Annotated in this window: 13 protein-coding genes; 7 read left to right on the plus strand and 6 right to left on the minus strand. The window is 66.1% G+C overall.

Features of this window, described 5'->3' with window-relative positions:
* Positions 1-287: 287 nt before the first annotated feature.
* Complete coding sequence (locus A3OK_RS0112875; protein WP_019905290.1) at positions 288-2,777, plus strand: PBP1A family penicillin-binding protein; 2,490 nt, start codon at positions 288-290, stop codon at positions 2,775-2,777.
* Between the two features lie 191 nt (positions 2,778-2,968).
* Positions 2,969-3,676 carry a TIGR02594 family protein gene (locus tag A3OK_RS23610; protein WP_081631194.1) on the plus strand — a complete coding sequence of 236 codons (708 nt, stop codon included), beginning with the start codon at positions 2,969-2,971 and terminating at the stop codon, positions 3,674-3,676.
* Between the two features lie 171 nt (positions 3,677-3,847).
* Here the strand turns inward: A3OK_RS23610 and A3OK_RS0112880 are convergent, their stop codons facing one another.
* Positions 3,848-5,317 carry an AMP nucleosidase gene (locus A3OK_RS0112880; protein ID WP_019905291.1) on the minus strand — a complete coding sequence of 490 codons (1,470 nt, stop codon included), beginning with the start codon at positions 5,315-5,317 and terminating at the stop codon, positions 3,848-3,850.
* A 357-nt stretch (positions 5,318-5,674) separates the two neighbouring features.
* Here A3OK_RS0112880 and A3OK_RS24035 point away from each other — a divergent pair, with 357 nt between their 5' ends.
* From A3OK_RS24035 to A3OK_RS0112895, 3 genes are all read left to right on the plus strand, one after another.
* Positions 5,675-6,031 (plus strand): hypothetical protein, encoded by a 357-nt coding sequence (locus tag A3OK_RS24035; RefSeq protein ID WP_155912018.1) that lies wholly within the window; start codon positions 5,675-5,677, stop codon positions 6,029-6,031.
* 130 nt (positions 6,032-6,161) lie between these two features.
* Entirely contained in the window at positions 6,162-6,671 is a 510-nt protein-coding gene (gene tsaA, locus A3OK_RS0112890; RefSeq protein WP_026597222.1) for a tRNA (N6-threonylcarbamoyladenosine(37)-N6)-methyltransferase TrmO, read from the plus strand.
* Positions 6,671-7,369, plus strand: coding sequence for an SGNH/GDSL hydrolase family protein (locus tag A3OK_RS0112895; RefSeq protein WP_019905294.1), 699 nt, complete (start codon positions 6,671-6,673; stop codon positions 7,367-7,369). The genes tsaA and A3OK_RS0112895 overlap by 1 nt, the downstream gene beginning before the upstream one ends.
* Here A3OK_RS0112895 and A3OK_RS0112900 read toward each other — a convergent pair whose 3' ends face one another.
* From A3OK_RS0112900 to A3OK_RS0112910, 3 genes are all read right to left on the minus strand, one after another.
* The gene (locus tag A3OK_RS0112900; RefSeq protein ID WP_019905295.1) at positions 7,370-10,462 is read right to left on the minus strand and encodes an efflux RND transporter permease subunit; all 3,093 of its coding nucleotides are present in this window, start codon (positions 10,460-10,462) and stop codon (positions 7,370-7,372) included.
* A gap of 63 nt (positions 10,463-10,525) precedes the next feature.
* Positions 10,526-11,611: an efflux RND transporter periplasmic adaptor subunit gene (locus tag A3OK_RS0112905; RefSeq protein WP_019905296.1), complete on the minus strand. Its 1,086-nt coding sequence runs from the start codon at positions 11,609-11,611 to the stop codon at positions 10,526-10,528.
* Positions 11,608-12,669, minus strand: coding sequence for an efflux RND transporter periplasmic adaptor subunit (locus A3OK_RS0112910; RefSeq protein WP_245259430.1), 1,062 nt, complete (start codon positions 12,667-12,669; stop codon positions 11,608-11,610). Before A3OK_RS0112910 ends, A3OK_RS0112905 begins: the two co-directional genes overlap by 4 nt.
* 163 nt (positions 12,670-12,832) lie before the next feature.
* On the opposite strand from A3OK_RS0112910, the gene A3OK_RS0112915 reads away from it, so the two are divergent.
* A complete protein-coding gene (locus A3OK_RS0112915; protein ID WP_019905298.1) occupies positions 12,833-13,429 on the plus strand; it encodes a TetR/AcrR family transcriptional regulator in 597 nt (198 codons plus the stop codon).
* Between the two features lie 6 nt (positions 13,430-13,435).
* On the opposite strand, the gene A3OK_RS0112920 is transcribed toward A3OK_RS0112915, so the two are convergent.
* Complete coding sequence (locus tag A3OK_RS0112920) at positions 13,436-14,335, minus strand: histone deacetylase (RefSeq protein WP_019905299.1); 900 nt, start codon at positions 14,333-14,335, stop codon at positions 13,436-13,438.
* Complete coding sequence (locus A3OK_RS0112925; protein ID WP_019905300.1) at positions 14,332-15,279, minus strand: NAD(P)-binding protein; 948 nt, start codon at positions 15,277-15,279, stop codon at positions 14,332-14,334. Before A3OK_RS0112925 ends, A3OK_RS0112920 begins: the two co-directional genes overlap by 4 nt.
* Before the next feature lie 130 nt (positions 15,280-15,409).
* Here A3OK_RS0112925 and A3OK_RS0112930 point away from each other — a divergent pair, with 130 nt between their 5' ends.
* Positions 15,410-16,570, plus strand: coding sequence for a ceramide glucosyltransferase (locus A3OK_RS0112930; RefSeq protein WP_019905301.1), 1,161 nt, complete (start codon positions 15,410-15,412; stop codon positions 16,568-16,570).
* Positions 16,571-16,625 lie beyond the last annotated feature (55 nt).

The raw sequence follows: 16,625 nt of genomic DNA on the forward strand, positions 1-16,625 counted from the left end.
GAGGCTTTGGCGGATGGGGAGACGCCACGGATCCGCCTGCGCAAAGAACTGCGCAGGCTCATCCCGCGAAACTCGAAACGACCGCCTCGGACTCAACGCGGGAAGACGGAACCCATTGTTCCCGCGCGTCCGACAACCGTGGGCGTCCGATGCGTCCCGAGGGCGGACGGGAACGGCGTAGCTTTGGCGGCGGGAGATGGTTTAGAACCGGCCTGACCGCCCCGAGGCGTTCCTGCATCGACGCTCTCCCGGGACCGGACTTCACCACAACCCCGCTCGGGCCTCCGATGAATCCTCTCGACCCGGACCGCCCGAGCCACGAGAGGCCGGACCCGACCAAATCCGATCCGCAACATTGCGAGACCGAAGAGACGCGGGCCGCCGCCCGCGAGGCCGCCGCGGCCGCCAAGGTGCTCGGCCGCCAGCTCGGCGTGCTGGCGGCCGGTGCCGCGCGCAGGGCCGGACGCCGGGCGGCCGGCGCGGCGCGGGCCGCCGGACCCGCCTGGCAGGGTTTCGCCGGCCGGTTCCGGTCCCGCACTTCGGACCCCGCCGTCGCGCGGCCGGGCGCGCCCCTCGCGGACGCATCGCCCGAAAAATCCCTCGTCGGACGCCTGCGCCGTCGCCCCCTGGTGGCGGCGCTGCTCGCCCTCGTGCTGCTGCCCCTGGCCCTTCTCGCCGGCCTCGTCCTCTACAGTTTCGCGACATTGCCGCCGCTGGGCGGAGTCGTGCCGGAAGGGGGACAGCGCGCCCTCACAGTGGAAGCGGATGACGGCCGGGTCTTCGCCACGCGCGGCGCGTTCCAGGGCCAGAAGCTGACGGCCGCCGACATGCCAGCCCATCTCGCCCAGGCCGTGGTCGCCATCGAGGACCGGCGATTCTACTCGCATTGGGGCATCGATCCGCGTGGATTGCTGCGGGCGCTCTGGCGCAACACGGTGAGCGGCGGTGTGCGCGAGGGAGCCTCGACGATCACACAGCAATATGTCCGCCTGACCTCCCTGACCCAGGAGAAGACGCTTCGCCGCAAAATTCAGGAAGCGTTCCTCGCCCTGCGCGTCGAGAGCACGATGTCGAAGGAGGACATCCTCCTCGGCTATCTGAACACGGCCTATTTCGGTGCCGGCGCCTATGGGATCGACGCTGCGTCGCGGCGCTATTTCGGCAAGGGCGCGAAGGCGCTGACGCTTCCCGAGGCCGCGATGCTCGCCGGCCTCGTCCGGGCGCCGTCGCAGCTCGCCCCGACGCGCAATTTCGGCGGCGCCAAGGAGCGCGCCGACATCGTGCTGCAGACCATGGTCGAGACCGGCGCGATCAGCGCCGTGGACGCGGACAAAGCGAGAGCCCAGACGATCACCCTACGCACGCCGCCCGAGACACCGCCCGGCACCAATTACTTCCTCGACATGGTGGCGGCCGATGCCAAGCGCCTGTCGGACACGCCCGGCGACGTCACCCTGCGCACCACCCTGAACCTCGATCTGCAGAGTCTGGCGGAAGGCGTCATCGCCCGGCGCCTCGACGCGGAAGGGGCGAAGAAGAAGGCGAGCCAGGGCGCCATGGTCGTCCTCAGCAAGGAGGGCGCGATCCTCGCCATGGTCGGAGGGCGGGATTACGAGGACAGCCAGTTCAACCGTGCGACCCAGGCCAAGCGCCAGGCCGGCTCGTTGTTCAAACTCTTCGTCTACCTTACCGCCTACGAGAAGGGCCTGACGCCCGACACCGTGCTCGTGGATCGGCCGATCCAGATCGGCGATTGGGAACCCCAGAACGCGAGCGGCCGCTTCCGCGGCGCGGTTCCCCTCCGCACCGCCTTCGCGCAATCGATCAACACCATCGCCGCGCAGCTCGCCGACGAGGTCGGCATGGCCTCCGTCATCGACACGGCCCGCAAGCTCGGCGTCACCTCCGATCTACCCAACGTGCCGAGCCTCGCGCTCGGTTCGGCCGAAGTGAGCCTGCTCGAGATGACGCGGGCCTATGCCGGCGTTCTGGCGAGCGCCCAGCCCCTCGACAGCTACGGCGTCCACGCCATTCGCGGGACCGGACCGGATCCACTCTACCTGCGCCCGGACGCCAAGCCGACGGTGCCGCTGCCCGGTGAAAGCCGCGCGATGATGCTCGACTCGCTCCAGGCGGTGGTCGATAGCGGGACAGGGCGGGCCGCACGGATCGCCAATATCGCGGTGGGCGGCAAGACCGGCACGACCCAGGATTACCGCGATGCCTGGTTCGTCGGGGTCACGCCGGACCTCACCGTCGGCGTGTGGATCGGCAATGACGACAATGCTTCGATGAACAAGGTCGGCGGCGGCGACCTGCCCGCCGCGATCTTCAAGGATTTCATGCAGCGCGCCAACGCGCAGATGGCGAGCCGGCGCAAGCGCCCCTCCGCCGCCCGCGCCGAGCCGGCTCCGGCCAAGGAGACCGTCGCGGCCGGCGCCCTGCGCGGCGTGCCGGAGGTGATCGATACCGGAACCCTGTCGTTCCGAGGCCGGACGGTGCGCCTCCTGGGTGTCGATGGCGAGCGCGGTGCCTTGGCACGCCAGCTCGCGCGCTACCTGCGCAGACGGGAAGTCGTCTGTTCGCAGGCGGCGACTGGCGCGGCCGACGAGCCCGCGCCCCAAGGCCTGCGCTGCCAGATCGACGGCGACGACCTCGCATCACTCATCCTCACCGCCGGCGGCGCACGCGCGGCCGACAATGCGCCGTCCGACCTCCTGGCGGCGGAGGAACAGGCCCGCTCCGAACGCGCCGGGTTGTGGCGGCGCGAGCGCTGATAACAATCCTCCAGGCGGTCCGGCTCCAGAGAAGCCATACACGGTCGAGGCTGCTCAGGCCGCCCGATTGCGCCGGTTTGTCCATCCCTGGATTGTAAACTACTCCACGCATGCTATCTTTAGTTGCTGTTTTTCACGCATGTGATTCTCAGAGGTATCTGAGATATTCAGCATCGAAGGGTGAATTTGCAATGGATGTCCTGACCGTTCAAAAAACTTTACAGTATCAGGGCATAAACCCCGGCGATATCGACGGCATATGGGGTAGAAAGACGGTCGCTGCAGTTAAGTTATTTCAAAAAGTGCGAGGCTTGCAAGTCGACGGCATTGTCGGTCCTGTAACGGCACAAGCGCTATTCGGCATCGTTCCGAACACGTCGACCGGCCAGCACGAGACGAATGCCGGACCCCTGGTCTGGTATCAGGAAGCCGTGGATCTCATCGGCATTCGAGAGATCCCTGGTCGAGCCTCGAACGAAGACATCATCAAATGGGCCGTCAATCTGAATATCGACTTCCAGAATGACGATATACCATGGTGCGGTCTATTTACGGCCCATTGTATTGGGTCAACACTTCCCGATGAAGTTCTGCCGAAGCATCCACTGCTCGCGCGAAACTGGGCAAAATTCGGCGATAGCTGTACTCCGCGAAAAGGAGCGATCCTCGTGTTTTGGCGAGGACAACCGAACGGCGTCTTCGGCCATGTTGGATTCTATAAAAGCGAGGACGACGATGCGTTTCACGTCCTCGGCGGGAATACGAACAACTCCGTCAGCGTTGCGCGTATCGCAAAAAGCAGACTGATCGATTCACGCTGGCCTCGTACAGCGTCGAGCATCAGTGGAGACATCGTTCATACGTCGACGAATGAACCGTTCTCGCATAACGAAGCATAGAACATCGTCTCGAACGATAAAAACGGGGATCCATAAGATATTGGTCCCCGGCAGGAATCTATAACATCGCTCCGGACAGGAAAATATACGACGACCCTGAAGTGCTACAAGGCTCATTCGACAGTAATTGAGTCGGATGAGCCTTGGCGGCAGCTTATCGCGTCGCCATTTTCAACGGAACGGCGGCTCGTCGAAGCTCCGTAGCTTGCGCGAATGCAAGCCATGACGGTCGGCGCGCAGGATATCGAGGGCCGACAGTCCGATGAGCAGGTGCTCGGCAACCGCCCGCTCATAGAAGGCGTTGGCCGCACCCGGCAGCTTGATCTCACCATGCAGCGGCTTGTCGGAGACGCAGAGGAGCGTGCCGTAGGGAACCCGCAGCCGATATCCCTGCGCCGCGATGGTGCCGCTCTCCATGTCGACGCCGATGGCTCGGGACAGGTTGATCCGTCGCCTTTCCTGGCTGAATCGAAGTTCCCAATTGCGGTCGTCATAGGTGACCACCGTGCCGGTGCGCAGGCGACGCTTCAGATCCTCGGGGGTCTCGCCGGTGACGTTGGCGGCCGCAGCCTGGAGCGCGAGTTGAACCTCCGCCAGGGCCGGCACCGGCACGTCCGGCGGCACGAGCTCGTCGAGGATGCGGTCACGGCGCAGGTAGCCATGTGCGAGGACGTAATCGCCGATGGTCTGCGACTGACGTAGGCCGCCGCAATGACCGACCATGAGCCAGCAATGCGGGCGCAACACCGCCAAATGGTCGGTAATCGTCTTCGCGTTCGACGGCCCGACGCCGATATTCACCAGCGTCGTGCCCTGCATCGACCCGTCGGGGCCACGCGCCACGAGGTGATAGGCCGGCATCTGGAACTTGTGCCAGGGCGAGGCGGCGATGAGGCTCGCCGGATCGATGCTCGCCGCCTCCTCCCGCGAGACGGAGATGCCGCCCGGCAGGATCATGCGCTCATAGCCGTCCTTGCCATGAGCGAGTTGCTCCAACCCATGCCGGATGAAGCCGTCGACGTAGCGATGGTAGTTGGTCAGCAGGATCCAAGGCTGAACGTCGCGCCAGTCGCAGCCGGTATAGTGAACCAAACGGCGCAGGGAGTAATCGACCCGGATCGCGTCGAACAGCGCCAACGGTTTCGGCTCCTCGGGGGGGGCCACCCAAAGACCATCGGCGATCTCGTCTCCGACCACGGAAAGCAGCGGCACGGGGAAGTAGGTCGCCAGATCGCGTGGTGTGATGCCGTTGCCGGAAAGGTTGGCTCCCGGCTCCAGCACGTAGGGGTAAGGGATTTCCTGCGCACTCAAGCCGACTTCGAGGGCTGCGCCGTAATCCTGCACCAGCGGCGTCAGTTGTTCGAGCAGATACGCTCTGAAATGCGCAGGCTGCGTCACGGTCGTCGCGTAGGTCCCCGGCGACTGGAACTTCGCCGTCGCACGGGCGAAGCGGGGGATCGGCCCGGCCGGGTGATAGGTGATCCGCAATTCGGGATAGCGGAACTGAAGCCGTTCGGCGTGGTCCGGAGCGGGGCCACCGGCGAGGTAGCGGGTCAGAGCCGCCTGAAGTGAATGAATTGCACTCGCATACAAGGCGGCGAGACGGTCGACGGCCGTCTCGGCATCGCCCACGGATTCCATCGGTCGCCATTCGCTGGTTGTCACGGTCTCTCCTCGAAAGGCTACGTCCTCAAGGGCGACAGGCCGCGCATGCCCGCCGACCATTTCACCTCCGAGACTTACACCGACAGACCGGCCGGTGCGACCTCATTCCTGAAAGGTCCACGCTTTGCATCCATAACCGAGAGAAATTTCATAGCCGACTTTTACTTTGACGGCGGAGAACTTTACGCTGGTCAAATCAATTTTTGACAATGCATTTAAAAATGCGATAGATTGCGGTCAAATATCACCTATTCGTTGTATTATGGGCATGATGAGTATGTATATTCATATGATATTTTGTTAATAACATTCCATACATTTTCTAACCAAATCATGGAGTACAAACAGGATCGCGTCATCGGAATTGCGAGAGCCTGTTCGACATCACGGGCTGAGTTTTCGCTGTTCCTGATTGGCATCGCGCAGGGCTGGCTGTGGCAGCCTGCATGTCGGCCTCCGCCGCGTCGATCGCCCTTCCGCGAAACCGCCAGTGGGTTTGCCGGTACCGTGCAGGTGTCCTGGTTCGCAAACACCGCTTTTACCGGGGACGTACGGATGGTCCGCGATGGTGCCATGATCGTAAACGCGAAGATGAGCTTCGCCACGCTGGTAGGCACCGGCATCGATCCCGTGGCCGGCTTTACCAAGATCCCCGTTTTGGCGAACCGACGACCGTCCCTCATCTCCTGAACGCGTTGCTCCACGGCTTGACGACGCATCGTCCTTCGACTTGCGAACCGGGCCGAGTTGGTCGACATGCTCCGTCGGAACGGCTCGGACATTCGTGCCGGGCGACGTCTCTCCAAATCCGATGCGCATGATGATCGACGAAATCGACCGGCGGCCCGGCGAGGAAACCGTGGCGCTGCCCGCCTCTTATGATGCCGGGCTCTACTTCATCGGCCGTATCCGTACGCCATGGGCGACCCGCGCCGAGTGCCCCAAGAACGGGCTCCAGACCGACGCCGTCTGTACCCTGCAGGTGGATGCCGCCTACGCTCCCGGATTGCAGAACGCCGATGGGGCGAGCCACCTGATCGTGCTCTACTGGATGGATCAGGCCGCGCGCGACATCGTTCGCCAGAGGCCGCGCCACACGGAAGGGAGCCGCGGCACCTTCTCCCTCCGATCGCCGGCACGCCCCAATCCCATCGCGCTCTCGGTGGTGGAACTCCTCGGCATCGACGGCACGACCTTGAGTGTCAGGGGTCTCGATTGCCTCGACAAGACGCCGCTTCTCGACATCAAGCCGTATTACGCCACGACGGATTCACGGCCGGGTGCCACCGTCGACAGGGCCGGGACGGTCGGCAAGATCAAAGGTTCCTGATGCGTCTACCAATAGTCGCCGCCATCGCGCTCACGGCCCTCGCCGTCGGCGGGGTGATCGGATGGCAGATTCACGTTCCGAAGCTGAACGCCCTGCTCTACGCAACGAACCGCCTCATCGTGGTCCAGGTCCATCTCGACGAGGCGCCGCCGGACTACATCCTGGTCGCGGGCGATTCCCAGGCCGAGTTGCAGAGTACCAGCCAGCGCATCTGTGGCCTCGAACTCGTCAATGCCGGCGTCAACGGGGCGAGCGCCGCGATCTACGCCGACCTGCTCGATCGCGTGACCGTGCCGACGCGGCCTCGCGCGGCGGTCCTGACAATCGGCACCAACGACCTCTTCACGAAGAGCGACCCGCGCTCGGCCGAGGGCATCGCACGGTTCGAGCAATCCCTCGCACGGATCGTCGGCAAGCTGCGGGGCGTGACCGATCGCGTAGTGGTCACGGCCGTCCCGCCGTTCAACCGCAAGGCGGCCACCAAGCTCGATGCCGAGGCGGTCGGCGTCTATTCCGCACGCATCCGCGCCTTCTGCGAGCGGAGCGGCTGCGCCTATGCCGATCCGTTCGCCGACCTGCGCGATGGCGACAGCGGGTACGCCGTCGCCGGTGCTTTACGCGACGACCTGCATATTGCCGGCTATCGCCGCGTCATGCGCGCGCTCGAGCCGGCGCTCTGCCCGGCATCGGCGCCCTGATCACGCGTGACCATGCGCGGCGGTCGCGCTCTGGGCGTCGCCTTTCGGCCGATCCCCCTTCGGGGCCTTGATCCGGTACCAGCCGACATACAGGGCCGGCAGGAAGAACAGCGTCAGGAACGTCGCCGCGATGATGCCGCCGATCATGGAATAGGCCATCGGCCCCCAGAAGACTTCCCGCGCGATCGGGATGAGGGCGAGGCTCGCCGCTCCGGCCGTGAGCAGGATCGGCCGCATCCGGTGGCAAGTCGCCTCCACAACCGCGTCCCAGGGCGCCATGCCCTCGCGGTCGTACTCGTCGATCTGCATCACCAGAATCACCGAGTTGCGGATGATGATGCCGATGAGTGCCAGCACGCCGAGGATGGCGACGAAGCCGAGCGGCTTGCCGAAGGGAAGCAGGATCGCCACCACGCCGATGAGCCCGAGCGGGGCCACGCTCGCCACCAGAAACAGCTTCTGGAAGCTCTGGAGCTGAATCATCAGGAACATCGCCATGGCGAGCAGCATCACCGGCGCCACCGCCGCGATCGGCCCGCTGCCCTTGGCGCTCTCCTCGACAGCACCGCCGACAGCGAGGGTATAGCCGTCGGGCAGCGTCTTCTCGAAGGCCTTGATGGCCGGATCGAGCGCATTGACGATGGTCGGCGCCTGGGTGTCGTCGATGATCGCGGCCCGCACCGTGATCGTCGGGAGCCGGTCGCGGCGCCAGACGATGGGCTGTTCGAGCTCGTAGCTCACGGTGGCGAAGGCGAGGAGCGGGACGACGCTGCCGTTCGACAACGGCACCTGCAGGCTCTGCAGCGTCTCGATGGAGTTGCGCTCGGCCGCCTGGGCGCGGCCGATGACGTCCACGAGATAGATCGAGTCGCGGACCTGGGTGATCGAGCGGCCGCCGACGATGCCGTTGAGCAGGCCGGCGATGTCCTCCGAGGTGACGCCGAGCTGGCGCGCCTTGTCCTGGATGATGTCGACCTTGAGCACCTTGCCCGGCTCGTTCCAATCGAGGTTCGGAAGGCCAACATTCGGGTTCGAAGCGACGATGTTGCTGAGCTGGAGCGCGAGGCCGCGCACCTTCTGCAGGTCGGACCCGCTGAGCCGGTACTGGATCGGGCGGCCCACCGGGGGCCCGAGATCGAGGGAGTGGACGAACACGTCGGTGCCGACGAAGTCCTTGGCCGCCAGCGCCTCGAACTTCGCCATCATCTTGTCGCGCGCCTCCAGCGACGAGGTCACGACGATGATCTGGCCGAAGAAGGCGTTGCCGAGTTGCTGGTCGAGGGGAAGATAGAAGCGCACCGCGCCCTGCCCAACATAGGAGCTCCAGCGCAGGATGTCGGGATCGCCCTTCAGCGTCGCCTCGAACCGGTCCATCTGCGCCTTGGTCTCGGCGATGCTGGCATTCTGCGGCAGCGTCATGTCCACGAGGATCTCGGGACGGTCCGAGGCCGGAAAGAATTGCTGCTGCACGAACTGGATGCCGTAGAGCGACAGGCCGAGGAGGCCGATGCAGAAAGCCACCGTGACCCAGCGAAAGCGCATCGCCGGAAGCAGCATCGCGCGGAAGGTGCGGAGGAGGAAGCTCGGGCGGTCGTGATGTTTCTTGATCGTCTTCGGCAAGAGCTTGATGCCGATGAGCGGCGCGAACAGCACCGCGACGACCCAGGAGACCAGCAGCGAGGCGGCGATGACCACGAACAGGCTGTAGGTGTACTCGCCCGCCGCCGAACCGTTGAAGCCGATGGGCAGGAAGCCGGCGACGGTGACGAGGGTGCCGGTCAGCATCGGGAAGGCGGTGGAGGTGTAGGCGAAGGTCGCCGCCTTCTTCAGCGTGTCGCCGACCTCGAGCCGCGCGACCATCATTTCCACGGTGATCATCGCGTCGTCGACGAGGAGGCCGAGCGAGATGATGAGGGCGCCGAGCGAGATGCGCTGAAGCGTGACGCCCATCACCTGCATCACCACGAAGACCACGGCGAGGACGAGGGGAATCGAGAACGAGACCACGAGCCCCGCGCGCCAGCCGAGGCTGATGAAGCTCACGGCGAGCACGATCACCACGGCCTCGATCAAGGCCTTGGTGAAGCCGCCCACCGCCTCCTCGACGATCTTCGGCTGGTCCGAGACCAGATGGATTCCGACACCGTAGGGTAGTTCACCCTCGAGCTTCTTCATCCGCGCCTTGAGGTCGTGTCCGAAGGTGAGGAGGTTGCCGGAGGGCTGCATGGCGATGGCGAGGCCGATCGCCGGCTGGCCGTTGAAGCGGAACAGGTTGGTCGGCGGATCGGTGAAGCCGCGCGAGATCTCGGCGACGTCCGACAGGCGGAAGAAGCGGTCGTTCACCCGCAGGTTGACGGTCCGCAGGCTGTCCTCGGAAACGAACTGGCCGCCGACCCGCACGGAGACGCGCTCCGGCCCGGCCTGGATCACGCCGGAGGGGGCAATGGCGTTCTGGGCCTGCAGGGTCTTGATGACGGCGGCCTGATCGACGCCGAGACCGGCGAGCTTGCGGGTCGAGAAGTCGAGGTAGATCGCCTCGTCCTGGGCGCCGAGCAGCTGCATCTTGCCGGCGTTATTGACCTTCTTCAGGTCAGCCCGCACCCGCTCCACGTAGTCGCGAAGCTGGCGCATGGAGACGCCATCGGCGGTGAAGGCGTAGACGTTACCGAACACGTCGCCGAACTCATCGTTGAAGAACGGTCCCTGTATTCCCTGAGGGAACGTATTGGCGATATCGCCGATGCGCTTGCGGACCTGATAGAAGATGCCCGGGATGGTCTTGGGCGGCGTCGTCTCGCGCAATTGCACGAACACCGTCGTCTGCCCCGGCACGGTGTAGCTCCGGCTGAAATCGACGGCATCGATCTGCTGCAACTCCTTCTCGATCCGTTCGGTGACCTGATCGAGGGTGTCGCTGATCGTGGCGCCGGGCCAGCGCGCCTGCACGATCATGGTCTTGATGGCGAAGGGCGGGTCTTCCTCGCGCCCGAGCTTCTCGTAGGCGAGGAAGCCCGCCACCATCGAGATCAGCATCAGGAACCAGACGAAGGAGCGATGCTCGAGCGCCCATTCGGACAGGTTGAAGTTCTTCACGGGCAGCTCTCGCGTGACGCTGTTCGGATCGGCGCAGCTCGGAAAAGGGCTCTTGCGGCACCACTATTGTGGTTTGTCGGCCAGGCGGACGCGCTGACCCTCGCCGAGGCTGCGAGCACCGGCGAGCACCACGCGCTCGCCCGGCTTCAGACCTTCGGTGATGGCGACGCGATCGTCGTTCCGCTCGGCCACCGTGACGTCGCGCCGGGACACGGAATCCCCTGCCTCGTTCACGATCCAAACCGCGCTCCGTCCATCGGATTCGAACAATGCGGTGGCCGGCAGCGGAAACCGCGGTTTCGTGTGGCGCGACAGCCCGACGGTGATGGTGGAGCCGAGTCGGAAGGCGTCCGACGGGTTGAGCAGGGTCATCCGGATGCGCCGCGTGCGGGTCTGCTGATCGGCGAAGGGCGAGATCTCGCGGACCTTTCCGGTCGCCGTCACGTCGGGAGCGCTCTGAAGCGCCACGGCGAAGATCGCATCCTTCGGCATGGCTCCCACGAGGTCCTCGGGGATATCGACCACGGCCTCGCGCTCCTCGGGACGCGCCAGGGTCGCGACCGCCTGTCCGGCCGACAGGACCTGTCCCACCTCCGCGCTGCGGACGGTGACGACGCCGTCGAAATCGGCATGCAGCTCGGTATAGCCCATCTGGTCGCGGGCCTTCTGCAGGTTCGCCTGCGCCTGGGCGAGACGGGCCTGGGCCGTGTCTCGGCTCGCGACCGCGCTGTCGAGCCGCGCCTGCGTGACGTTGCCGTTGGTCATGAGCCGGCGCTGCCGGGCCTCGGTGGCATTGGCGTTCTCCGCCTGCCCCATCGCATCGGCGAGGTCGGCTTCCGCGCGTGTGAGCGCGAAGCGCGTCACCACCGGGTCGAGCGCGGCGATACGCTGCCCCTTCTTCACCACGTCACCCATCGTCACGTCACGGGCGATCATGCGGCCGGCGATCTGGAAGCCGATCTCCGACTGGTAGCGGGGCGCGACGAATCCGGCGAAGGGCCCGAACAGGATCGTCTCGACGGGCTTCGCCACCGTGTAGAGAACGGGCCGTACCGGCGCCGGGCCGGCATCCTCCTCAGCGGCGTGGCAGGCAGCGAGGGCGGCAAGAGTGGCCGCGATCACGACGAAGCGGGCACCGGCGCGGATCATCGAACGATCTCCTCGGCAACGGAGACCGTCTGGCCCGGCCTGAGGAACTGGATCCCGGCGATCACGACCTCCTCGCCCGGCTCGACGCCACCGGACAGGGCGATCGTGTTGGGCGAGTAGCGGTCGATGGTGACGATGCGCGGGGCGACCTTGCCGCTGGCCGGATCGCGGACCCAGACCGCCGGGCCGTTCTCCCAGCGATAGAGCGAGGACCAGGGCAGGACGATCGCGGATTGCGGCCGGAACTTGCCGGTGCCGATGACGATGGAACCGAGGGTCATGGCGGAGGGGGTATCCTTGAGCCCGACCTTCACCCGAACCGTCCCGGAGGCGGAATCGACGCTCGGCGAAATCTCGCGCACGGTGCCCACGGTCTGCACCTTCGGGTCCGCCTGCAGGGTGATACCGACCTCCTTGCTCTCGGGAGGGGTCGCCAGCACGGCCTCGAAGACGTTGAACACCGCATCGCGCGGGCCATCCTCGGCCATCGTGAGGACGGTCTGGCCGGCCTGGACCACCTGCCCGACCTCGAAGCTGCGGCTCAGGACGATGCCGTCGACGCCCGCTTTCAGATCGGTGTAGGAGAATTGCTCCTGGGCCGTGCCGAGAGCCGCCTTGGCGGAATCCACCGACGCCTGGGTCGTGCGCAATTGCTGCTCGGCATCGTCGTAGCTCGGCCGCGTGGTGTAGCCGCTGGAGAGCAGCATCTCCTGGCGCTTGAAGTTGACCTTGGCCTGGGTCAGCAGCGCCTCGGCCGAGGTGAGCGCGGCCTGAGCGTTGTTGAGATTCGAACGCTGCTCCTGCGGATCGAGCTTGGCGAGAACCTGATCGGCGGTGACATGGTCTCCGACCTCGACCAGACGGGTGGCGATCTTGCCGTTGTTGCGGAAGGCCACGTTCACCTGCGACTGAGCCTGGATATCGCCGGTGAAGACGAGATCGGCGGAGATGGTGCTACGCTCGGCCTTCGCCGTCCTGACCACCGCGACGCTCTGCTTCGCCGCGCCCGCAGCGGTCGGGCTCGCCGCTTCCGTCGCATGCGCGGGAATGCCGAGCATGGCGACGACACCGATCATGACGACGGCCCGGGCGGTGCGGACCCGGCGAACGGACTTGGTCAGACCAGACACTGCAATCCCGTTCCGTTAAAGCTCTATCGAACCCTATCCCTATCGGCTATCTTACCGACCGTCCAGACGGTTTTTAGCGAGAGTGAATCAGATGGTGAAGCCGCGCACACGGCGCGAGGACCGGGCGAGCATCATCCTCGATGCGGCAGAGAGCCTGATTCGGCGTTCGGGCACGCGCACCCTGACGATCGATGCGGTCGCGACCGAGGCGAGCTTGAGCAAGGGTGGAGTGCTGCACCATTTCGCATCCAAGGACGCACTGATTTCGGCGCTCGCCGAACGCAAGCTCAAGGAGATCAAGGAGGGCATCGCCCGGCACGAGGTCGCACAGGGGGCTGGCCCCTCGGCCCTGCCCCTGGCCCTGATCGCCCATGCTCGCGAGGTCTATGCCGACGAGGAGGGATTTCCGCGAGCGCTTCTTCTCGCCTCGGCGGAGAACCCGGAGGCTTTCGCCGGCTTCAACGCCTTTCTCAGCGAGCGGCTCGCCGGATTGGAGAAGATCGAACGATGCCCGGGGATCGGCGCCGCGCTGGTCTTCTCGACCCTGGGCCTGCTGATCACCCGGACCTTGGGCTTCCATTCCATGGAGGGGCCGCAACTCGAGCGGCTGTTCGACGGCCTCGAGAAGGTGGCACGCTCGGTCACGGAGGGTGAGACGCCGACGACGGACACCTGCGGCTCGGATTGACGATCGTCAGACCAGGGCCGCCATGGCCTGGAAGACGATGGCGTGGCGGGCGGCGAGCGCGTCGATGTCGCTGGCATAGCCGCCACCGATGACCGCGACGAGGGGGATGCGGCGGCGGCGCGCCTCGCCGACGACGTAGCGATCGCGCGCATGCAGGCCGGCATCGGTCAGCGACAGACGTCCCAATCGGTCGTCCGCATGGGGGTCGACCCCGGCATTGTAGAACACGAGGTCCGGGGCGAGGCCGTCGAGGAGGCTCGGCAGATGCGCCGCGAGGATCGCGGCATAGCCGGCATCGTCCACGCCGTCTCGCAAGCCGATATCGAGATCGCCGGCGATCTTGCGCGTCGGATAATTCTTCTCGGCATGAATCGAGAGCGTGAACAGGTCCGGCGACCCGGCGAGGCAATCGGCGGTACCGTCCCCCTGATGCACGTCGCAATCGACGACGAGGGCCCGCCGGATCGTGCCCTCCGCCTGGAGCGCCAGGGCCGCGATGGCGACGTCGTTGAACAGGCAGAAGCCGGCACCGGTCTCACGCCGCGCATGATGGCTGCCGCCAGCTGCACTTCCGGCGAGACCGTATTCCAGAGCCAGGCGCGCCGCGGCGAGTGTGCCGCCGGCGGACGCGCGCGAACGGGCGACGACGCTCTCATCCACCGGCAGGCCGATGTTGCGCTCGATCTCCCGCGACACCGAGCAGGACAGGATCGCCTCGACGTAATCCGATCGGTGCGCGCGCCTCAGCAGAGCCGCGTCGGCCGGCTCCGGCCTGACGAAGCCGGCGGGCGCCAGACCGAGCTGCACCAGCGTCTCGGCGAGGCGCCCGTATTTCCGCATCGGGAAGCGATGCCCGTCAGGCAGGACGGCTTGATAGGCCGGATGGACGACGATGGGCGGGATCATGCCAGATCGGCGATCATCCGCGCGGCCAGCGCGGCGCCGCTGTCATAGGCGGCCTCCACCCTCGGGCCGAGGCACCAGTCGCCGCAGGCGCCGAGCTTGAGCGAGGATTCGTAGATGCAATCCTCGTTCAGGGCCGTCTCGACGAGGGCATAGCGCCAGCGATGGGCACTGGCATGAATCGGCCTCACCGCGGTTCCGAGGCTGGTCTCGATGGCCCCGACGAGGATCCGGGTGACCTGCTCCCGCGTCTCTTCGAGATGCGCACGCGACCATTCCGGCGTGGCGTGGACGACGACCTGGACGGTTTCGGCCGAACGGCCCGGCTTGCTGTCCTCGCGGAACATCTGAGCGATCGCCCCGCTCCCGTCGCTCAAGGGACCAGCCTGCAACGGGCAATCCCGCTCACAGGCGAGCATCAGCGACCAGCAAGGCGCGTAGACCGGCACATCCAGGCCCGGCAGTGCCAGGCCGCTCGCTTTCATGAGTTTTGCGACCTGGGGAGACGGGAAGCTCACGGCGACCGCATCGAAATCATCGTCTTCGGCGCCTTCCGCGATCGCGAGGCGCCAGACGCCGTCCGTCCTCTCGATTCGCGTGACGGTCCGGTCCGAGCGCGTATCGATCCCTTCGAGGAGATCACGCACCGGGGCGGTCATTCCCGGGATGCCGACAGATCCGCCCAGCGCATCCCAGGCGCCGGCGACACCTCGCCGGGTCCAGTCGGCCAGACGCTCGCTGAAATTCGCGCCTTGCGCACGCATGAACTGGGCGCCGTGGTCGAAGGCGAGACCGGAATCGGCGACGCGACGCGTGGCCATGCGGCCGCCGATGCCGCGGCCCTTGTCGAAGACGGTGACGCCGAGACCCGCCTCGATCAACCGCCGGGCGGCCACCGCTCCCGATATCCCCGCCCCCAGAACGGCCACGCGCTTCGTCTGGCCCACGCCGTTCCCTTCCTCGCCAGGGGAGCCGACCGGCTCCGCACCTCTGTCATACGACTGAAACAGCCCACCTGTTAGGGCCTTGGACGTGGACAGGTTCCGTCGGGTGGCGGATGCCCGGAGGAATTGCGGCATGATCGGCAGCATCGAGACCGGCGCGATCGTCGCGCTCTCGCTCTGTGCCGTGCTGACCCTGGTCAACCTTCTCAGCGTCGCCATCGCCGCATGGCGGATCGGTCGTCACCGCGGCGCCCCGAGCTTTCCCACCGCCGCGCCGATGTCCCTGGTGCGCCCGGTCTGCGGCCTCGAAGCCTTCAGCGAGGAGATGCTCGAGCGCGGCTTCACTCTCGCCCATCCGGATTACGAGCTGATCTTCTGCGTCGCCGACGGCCGCGACCCGATCATCCCGCTGCTGCATCGCCTGATGGCGGGCCATCCGGCGATACCGGCGCGGCTCATCATCGGCGACGAGCGCATCAGCGACAATCCGAAGCTCAACAATTGCGTGCGCGGCTGGGAGGCGGCCCGGCACGAATGGGTGGTGCTTGCCGATTCCAACGTGCTGATGCCGCCCGACTACCTCCAGCAGCTTCAGGCTTCATGGCGCCCCGATACCGGGCTCGTCTGCTCGACGCCGATCGGCGCACGGCCGAGCGGGTTCTTCGCAGAACTCGAATGCGCCTTCCTGAATACCCTCCAGGCCCGCTGGCAATATACCGGTGAGAGCCTCGGCCTCGGCTTCGCGCAGGGCAAGAGCATGCTCTGGCACAAGCCCTTCCTCGACGCGAATGGCGGCATTCGGGCGCTCGCCGCCGAGATCGCCGAGGATGCGGCGGCCACCAAGCTCGTGCGCGCCGCCGGCAAACGCGTCCACCTCGTGTCGTCGCCTTTCGAGCAGCCTCTCGGACAGCGGGCGTTTCGCGAAGTCTGGTCGCGGCAGGTGCGCTGGGCACGGTTACGCCGGGTCACCTTCCCGCACTTCTTCGCACCCGAGATCGGCTCGGGCGCGCTGCTGCCCTTCACCATCGCCGCTCTCGCCGTCCCGACCCTGCCGGTTGTCGTCGGCGTCGTCGCGATGGCCACGCTCTGGTACGGGGCGGAATACGCGCTGGCCGCTCGCGCCGGCTGGCACCGCTCACCCCGCCTCCTCCTCGCCTTCCTGCTCCGCGACACGGTCCTGCCCGTCATGTGGCTCAGCGCCTGGATGCAGAGCGCCATCGTCTGGCGCGGGAACGCCATGGACATCCGCCCGAAAGAAACGACGCGCCTACGTGCCCGCGCCGAGGCAGCATAGAGGACGAGATCCCCATTTCGCATTTGGCGATCCGCGCGTTCGGCAGCACTCTTGC

The organism is Methylobacterium sp. 77, assembly GCF_000372825.1.
Classification (GTDB): domain Bacteria; phylum Pseudomonadota; class Alphaproteobacteria; order Rhizobiales; family Beijerinckiaceae; genus Methylobacterium.

Bases quoted from the DNA above. Each gene is read 5' to 3' on its own strand.
- A3OK_RS0112915 (WP_019905298.1), top strand. From the start codon at position 12,833: ATGGTGAAGCCGCGCACACGGCGCGAGGACCGGGCGAGCATCATCCTC.
- A3OK_RS0112895 (WP_019905294.1), top strand. From the start codon at position 6,671: ATGCGTCTACCAATAGTCGCCGCCATCGCGCTCACGGCCCTCGCCGTC.
- A3OK_RS0112920 (WP_019905299.1), bottom strand. From the start codon at position 14,335: ATGATCCCGCCCATCGTCGTCCATCCGGCCTATCAAGCCGTCCTGCCT.
- A3OK_RS24035 (WP_155912018.1), top strand. From the start codon at position 5,675: ATGGAGTACAAACAGGATCGCGTCATCGGAATTGCGAGAGCCTGTTCG.
- A3OK_RS0112875 (WP_019905290.1), top strand. From the start codon at position 288: ATGAATCCTCTCGACCCGGACCGCCCGAGCCACGAGAGGCCGGACCCG.
- A3OK_RS0112905 (WP_019905296.1), bottom strand. From the start codon at position 11,611: ATGATCCGCGCCGGTGCCCGCTTCGTCGTGATCGCGGCCACTCTTGCC.
- tsaA (WP_026597222.1), top strand. From the start codon at position 6,162: ATGATCGACGAAATCGACCGGCGGCCCGGCGAGGAAACCGTGGCGCTG.
- A3OK_RS0112880 (WP_019905291.1), bottom strand. From the start codon at position 5,317: ATGGAATCCGTGGGCGATGCCGAGACGGCCGTCGACCGTCTCGCCGCC.
- A3OK_RS0112930 (WP_019905301.1), top strand. From the start codon at position 15,410: ATGATCGGCAGCATCGAGACCGGCGCGATCGTCGCGCTCTCGCTCTGT.
- A3OK_RS0112910 (WP_245259430.1), bottom strand. From the start codon at position 12,669: ATGCTCGGCATTCCCGCGCATGCGACGGAAGCGGCGAGCCCGACCGCT.
- A3OK_RS23610 (WP_081631194.1), top strand. From the start codon at position 2,969: ATGGATGTCCTGACCGTTCAAAAAACTTTACAGTATCAGGGCATAAAC.